5 protein-coding genes and 3 pseudogenes are annotated in these 6,401 nt (G+C 33.8%); 1 reads left to right on the top strand and 7 read right to left on the bottom strand.

Translation table 11 applies throughout. The annotated features are described in order from the left end of the window. The coding region (locus C1E99_RS07710; RefSeq protein WP_105207163.1) for an ISL3 family transposase at positions 1-1,100 on the top strand (1,100 nt) is incomplete at its 5' end. Between the two features lie 153 nt (positions 1,101-1,253). On the opposite strand, the gene C1E99_RS07705 is transcribed toward C1E99_RS07710, so the two are convergent. The 7 genes and pseudogenes from C1E99_RS07705 to C1E99_RS07680 form a co-directional block, all read right to left on the bottom strand. Beyond that, complete coding sequence (locus C1E99_RS07705) at positions 1,254-1,616, bottom strand: EFR1 family ferrodoxin (protein ID WP_024378353.1); 363 nt, start codon at positions 1,614-1,616, stop codon at positions 1,254-1,256. Between the two features lie 531 nt (positions 1,617-2,147). Further along, positions 2,148-2,282: a hypothetical protein gene (locus tag C1E99_RS15410; protein ID WP_002415371.1), complete on the bottom strand. Its 135-nt coding sequence runs from the start codon at positions 2,280-2,282 to the stop codon at positions 2,148-2,150. A gap of 263 nt (positions 2,283-2,545) precedes the next feature. Next, positions 2,546-4,513: an ABC-F type ribosomal protection protein OptrA gene (gene optrA / locus C1E99_RS07700; RefSeq protein ID WP_002415370.1), complete on the bottom strand. Its 1,968-nt coding sequence runs from the start codon at positions 4,511-4,513 to the stop codon at positions 2,546-2,548. Between the two features lie 186 nt (positions 4,514-4,699). Further along, positions 4,700-5,317, bottom strand: a pseudogene (locus C1E99_RS07695) (transposase); the annotation flags it as partial. Further along, a pseudogene (locus C1E99_RS07690) lies at positions 5,314-5,745 on the bottom strand (tyrosine-type recombinase/integrase); the annotation flags it as partial. The pseudogenes C1E99_RS07695 and C1E99_RS07690, both read right to left, overlap by 4 nt. A 140-nt stretch (positions 5,746-5,885) precedes the next feature. After that, complete coding sequence (locus C1E99_RS07685) at positions 5,886-6,239, bottom strand: Rep family protein (protein WP_105207162.1); 354 nt, start codon at positions 6,237-6,239, stop codon at positions 5,886-5,888. 66 nt (positions 6,240-6,305) lie between these two features. Continuing rightward, a pseudogene (locus C1E99_RS07680) lies at positions 6,306-6,401 on the bottom strand (23S rRNA (adenine(2058)-N(6))-methyltransferase Erm(B)); the annotation flags it as partial.

Below are 6,401 nucleotides of genomic sequence, written 5' to 3'. Positions count from 1 at the left end.
ACGACTTTCAAAAGTCGTCAAAGATTCCGATTTTGGATTGTCAGGGCTTTCCGACCCTCCTCTTGCTTAAGAAACGACGGTTTCAATGCAAATCTTGCCAAAAAGTGACTGTATCTGAGACACCTCTAGTCAAGAAAAACTGTCAGATTTCCCAACCTATTTGGGAGAAAATCACACAACTCCATACAGAAAACATGACCAATATAGCCATCGCTAGGAGACTACATATCTCCGTGTCAGTTGTCCAGAGGAAACTGGCTCAATTTCAATTTGAGAATGATTTTATGAAATTACCAAAAGTCTTGAGCTGGGATGAATTTAGTCGGAACAAGGGAAAACTCGCCTTTATTGCTCAGGATTTTGAGACGAGATCGATTGTGACCATTCTTGACAACAACCGCCAAGTCACCATCAAGAACTATTTCTACAAGTATCCTAGGGCGGTCAGAGAAACTGTCGAGGTCGTAACAGTGGACATGTCGGGTAGCTATATTCCTATCATCAAACAGTTATTTCCAAATGCGAAAATTGTTCTTGATAGATTTCACATTATCCAACACCTGAGCCGTGCTATGATGACGACTAGAATTGATATTATGAAGACTTTCGATACGCGTTCCCTACCTTATCGATCCATGAAAAATCACTGGCGTATTCTCCAAAAAGATAGTCGTAAACTGTCTCTGAATCGCTTCTATTCCCGCACTTTCGGGCAAACAGTAACACCGAAAGAGGTTGTCCAGAAGACATTGAATTTCTCTGTGGAACTGAAATTCTATTACGAACTCTACCAGGTCCTTCTCTTCCATTTCCAAGAGAAGAACTCGAAACATTTCTTCGAACTTCTAGAGGACAATCTGAATCTTGTCAATTCAACCTTTAGGACTGTTTTTAAGACATTTCTAAAATATAAAACTTACATCACGAACGCCATGGAGCTTCCATATTCCAACGCTAAACTGGAAGCGACCAATAAACTCATCAAAGACATTAAGAGGCAAGCGTTTGGCTTTAGGAACTTTACGAACTTTAAAACCAAGATATATATTGCTTTAAACATCAAAAATGAGAGAACGAATTTCGTCCTCTCTAGGTGTTAGCTTTTCATCTACCCACTACAGTTGACAAAGAGCCAGTAATAAAGCGTTCTCTAATTTCACAAGAGAACGCTTTATTCTTCCTAAAAATTTTCAATATTTATTAATAAATCGGTTGTTTTAAAAGTAGGCACCTGTTATTGCAATAAAATTAGCCTAATTGAGAGAAGTTTCTATAGAATTTTTCATATACTTAACGATTTGTATATTATTTATATAATTGGCTGGTATTGAACGTTTGTCTAAAATCTTTTTCACTTCATCTGCAGTTGAACCTGCATATTCTCCATATGTTGCAATAACAAATAGATATTTGCAATTAAAAATAGAGCGTTCTAAAAAATCTCTAATATATGGCGGGATATTAACGTGAAAAACCGGGAATACAATACCTATCCTCTCGTCTGAGAACTCATATTTATTCTCTTTTATCATTTGTGGGATGGATATTAGTTTTCCACCAAGTCTTTTCGCAACATAAAGACTGTTTCCTGTTGCGGTAAAATACAAAATTGTCATTTCTGCTACCTCTCTTTAACTAATTAGGATTCAAAATTGATTTTTGATGCAGTTACACTTGCATCGGGTTTGAATTGTTATCTAGGTGTCATCATAATGAGTATTATACTTAAGAAAATTCAAAATGTAAGTACGCACATTTGTGACGTATACTATCCCAACGGATAGTGTAAAGGATGAACTAGATTTTGTTTAAACGTTAAATTTCTCAATTCCCTGTACAAATCTATCTTTATCCTCATCTCTCATTAATGGAATAACTGTAACACAGGATACATTCCTCATTTTTTACAGTGGCAATAATCAGTCTACTATGTTCAACTTCTATGAGAAAATATACTTCGTTTGGCTCTTTTTAACGAACAATACAAGAAAAATATCCTAATTATCTGTTGCTTTTTTACTACAAAACAATCGATTAGTACATTATTACCATACCTATTTAGCACCAAGGCAAGCAATTCTACAAATCACAATATAATCTGATTTATCACCCTATATCTAAATACTATTGTTGAACTTCAGTTTCTCTTATCTTAACCTTCCTTTCTGCTGTATTTGAGACGTCATAACCTCTTGAACATTTTCAAATTCTTTACTTATGACATATTCATCAAATACTTCAGTCCCATATTTAGAATCTGGTTCTGCAACGACAGAAACCACCTGCTCAATCCTCCTGTTATATACAGAGGGCTACTGGAAGAACAACTTCTGGCAGCATAACAATCAAAGGAAATTTAGTGAGTTTATACGACTACACTTTTCTTGACAATTCCAAAGTATAGATAATAAAAACCGCTATGCGGCAAACTCAAAAGGTCTTCACATAGCGATTATATCTAATAAAAATTCATTAATTTTTTTACATTTTCAACAACCAGAATGTATCATTAACACTTTTACATCCTTATTGCATAACTCAAAAATTACATAACTTCCAATTCTCTCATCAACTGTTCCCATTCATTAAAATAATTACCCTGACACCTTTTAACATCATCAATTGATTTTTGTATTTCCGTCAGTACTATATAATCAGAAGAATTGTTTGGTTCAGAAATGATTTTATTCAATCTTTCTAATTCTTCATCATATTGATTTATTAACACTTCAAGCTTTTCAATTCGTTTCTCCTTCTTAACCTTCTCCTTCTCAATGGAGTTACGATCGCCTTTTACTGTGTTATTTTTCTCTACTTTCTGCTCAACTTTAATGTTATTAAATGGCTTTTCAGAATTCATCCTTTTTTTCTCGTACTCACCATAAGTAGATTGTACAAACTCTACACCATCCTTATCAAAAACAAGTAATCTGTCAGCAATCTTATTAGTAAAATATCTATCATGTGACACAAAAATAATTGTACCTTGATAACTGCATAAGATATTCTCTAAATTCTCTTTTCCAATAATATCCATGTGGTTTGTCGGTTCATCTAAGATTAAAACATTAGGACGTTTATATAATAATTTACATAATGTCAATCTAACCTTTTCTCCACCTGACAAAGAGGACACCGGTCTAAAAACATCATCTCCACTAAACTGAAATGAGCCAAGAGCAGTTCTGACCTCTGTGTCATTTAGCTCAGGGTATTCGCTTTGAAAAATTTCGAATAGTGTATCATCTCCACTGATTTGAGCAAGCTGTTGGTCAAAATAGCTAATTTCAACATTGTATCCGAATTTAAAATCTCCAGACAATGCTGCCACACCATCCATAAGTGTTTTAAGCAACGTGGATTTACCAATACCATTACTCCCAACAATTCCAAGCTTCTGTCCCCTTTCAAGGTTGAAATTAACCTTTGCAAGAGGAGTATCATAGCCTATCACAAGTTCTGAAGCACTTAATACTTGCCTTGAACTACTGATTCTCGGTTGAAATTTAGACATATAAGTTTTTGTATCGTATTGGTCTGGTGCATTTAATATTTGCATACGCTGTAATAATTTAATTTTAGATTGCACCATTTTAGCTTTCGTAGGTTTATAACGAAAACGTTCAATCAAGCGTGTAATCCTTTCAATTTCTATCTGTTGCAAGTCGTAATCTTTTTGCTGTTTGATATGATTTTCTCGTTTTTGCTCCTCAAAGGCTGAATAATTACCTTTATAACATTTGGTCTCTCCCCATTCGATTTCATAAACCTTATCCACAATTCGATTAAGAAACATTCTATCATGGGAAATAATAACCAATGTAGATTTATAACTTCTCAAATAACTCTCCAACCATTGTATTGTTTCTATATCAAGGTGGTTAGTAGGTTCATCAAGTAATAGAATGTCTGGCTTTGTTAAAAGTATTTTTATAAAAGCTATCTTAGTTCGCTGACCACCTGAAAATTCAGAAATGGGTTTTTTATAATCTGCTTCAGTAAAACCCATACTACGAATCATCGTTTCATATTCTTTTTGGTAGGTTAGACCTCCAAGAGCCATATACCTTTCACTGATATCAGAGTATTCATTGATGATTTTATCATCATATTGATTCTCCATTTTATCTATCAGCTGTTTCATCTTGTTTTCCATATCAATAAGCGTCTTAAATACCGTACGGACTTCATCCACCATTGATATACTTTCATCTTCAAAAGGCATCTGTCTTAAATAGCTAATATAAGGGTTACCGGTCTTTATTACTTGAAACTCACTTTCACCAGTTCCTTCTTCTAATTCAATTTCGCCTATAATAGCTTTTAGCAAGGTTGTTTTTCCACATCCATTTCTACCAACAATAGCAATCTTTTCATTATCATTGATTTCAATATCGATGTTTTCCAACACCATATTACCATCATAGTAAACGGCACCATTAATTATTTTGTATTGCATTTTCATATCCTCCTTTGCGTTAGTACTAGCAATTGCAAAGGTGGCTTTGGACAATAATTATTCTACTCCATGTAAAGCTTGTCACAGCCACCTATACATGGAGTTCTTTAAATGTTACTATAGTTGTAAATTTCATTTGCTTCTACCTCCTATCGATTATTAATATAATTCAATTGCCACCTTATTGTACCAAGTCGCTAGCGCAATGGCTAGCCTAAGTTTTAGCTTACACCCTTTCTGGTAAAAGTAAAGTAACTGATCTGTTATCTCATCTGGCAAAGGTAAGTTACGTCTATCCCAAACGTCTTTATCCCACTCCTCTCCATCAAAATAAAAGTTCTCATAAAACTCCATAAATTGTTTTAGATTAGTAACATAGTAGGAATTAGCTTTTACAGGTGTTTTTTCTTGATTAGCAGTAATCTTATAATTAGTAGTGGTAATTCTAACACCCCGTTTTGTCAAATAAGTTCTATACTCCGTCATTGCTTTTTCAATAGGAACTTCAGTAATTGAAGTAATGCTAGGATACTTTAAATCTAAGAAATCTAACATTTTATTAATTACTGTTCCTTTTCTAATCCAGACAGTTTTTGCATTCCATATTCCATTGTTTAAATGGTAAAAATAAAAATATTTCAATTCTGTTCTTAACCACAGATTTTTAACACGTTCAAAACGAACCCAACGATTCCTTAAAGCAGGATTCTTACTTAATTCTATGGCAGAAGGATGTGGACATTTTCTTATATCCCAACTATTATTAGCCCAAAACCCCTGCATTTCTTCATTCATTACAGCTATTTTTTTGCTAATCTCACTCTGACTAATAATTTTCCTTTTACTAGAAGCATTCATTTCTTATGCTCCTTTCTCTCGAGGTATTTATTAAACTCATTTTTCATATCCTGATCTGAAAGATGAACATAGGTATTTAACGTTGTCTGAACATGTGCGTGACCTAATCTCTTTTGAACGAACGCAACATCCCATCCTTCCCTAATTAGCTGCGTTGCGTGAGTGTGGCGAAGCATATGTGATGTAAATTCTATTCCAGTCCTTTTAACTATTCTTCTAACTAGATCAAGAACACTTTGGTACTTTAGTGGTTTCCCAAAATAGCCTTCTTTTAAGGAAATAAAAACATAATCATGCTCCAATTCCTCACTATACTCATATATCAAGTAATCTGTATAAAGTGACATAAGTTCTTTACTCACATGTATTGTTCTTTCCTTCCTTAATTTAATATAAGCTTCATTAACATTAACATCTCTAGGTGTTAGCTTTTCATCTACCCACTACAGTTGACAAAGAGCCAAACTAAATCTACTCTCTTCCGTCTATTTATCAACTAGCTCTCTAAATGCACCGTCATAATGCTCTCTTGCCAGCTGGTACACTTCATCAAATTCAGATAAACGTTCTAGCTCATCAGCTTCATGACAATGTTGCAATCTGCGAGCCATATTTCTTTTAACGCTTGTCTTTTATCACCAGTAGATAACGCTAAACAACTTTCAAGGTCAAATCCACCAAACACTTGTATTTCTGTATTATCGTATTGATACTTTTCAGGATTATCCATATGCGTTAAATATCTAACAGCACCAGTTAAACCACTTATTCTTTCAGGAATCGGTGCCCTTAAAGCTCTTGCCATTTCGTCCATTTGTTCAAATGATTTATTGCCCTTGTAATTAAAAACTATATGATAATGCGGCTTTTTCTTTGTTCCGTCTGCATTAACATCTTTATTTCGATTTATATAAATCTTCATAATAATTTATCTACATTCCCTTTAGTAACGTGTAACTTTCCAAATTTACAAAAGCGACTCATAGAATTATTTCCTCCCGTTAAATAATAGATAACTATTAAAAATAGACAATACTTGCTCATAAGTAACGGTACTTAAATTGTTTACTTTGGCGTGTTTCAT

The sequence above is a fragment of the Streptococcus suis genome, assembly GCF_002964045.1.
GTDB classification, from domain to species: Bacteria; Bacillota; Bacilli; order Lactobacillales; family Streptococcaceae; genus Streptococcus; species Streptococcus suis_U.
The sequence above is the reverse complement of the archived record's forward strand: the minus strand, read 5'-3'. Positions and strand labels throughout refer to the sequence as shown.

What these genes read in the sequence shown, in the direction of transcription:
- C1E99_RS07705 (WP_024378353.1), bottom strand. Translation starts at nt 1,616, where the DNA reads ATGACAATTTTGTATTTTACCGCAACAGGAAACAGTCTTTATGTTGCG.
- C1E99_RS07685 (WP_105207162.1), bottom strand. Translation starts at nt 6,239, where the DNA reads ATGAAGATTTATATAAATCGAAATAAAGATGTTAATGCAGACGGAACA.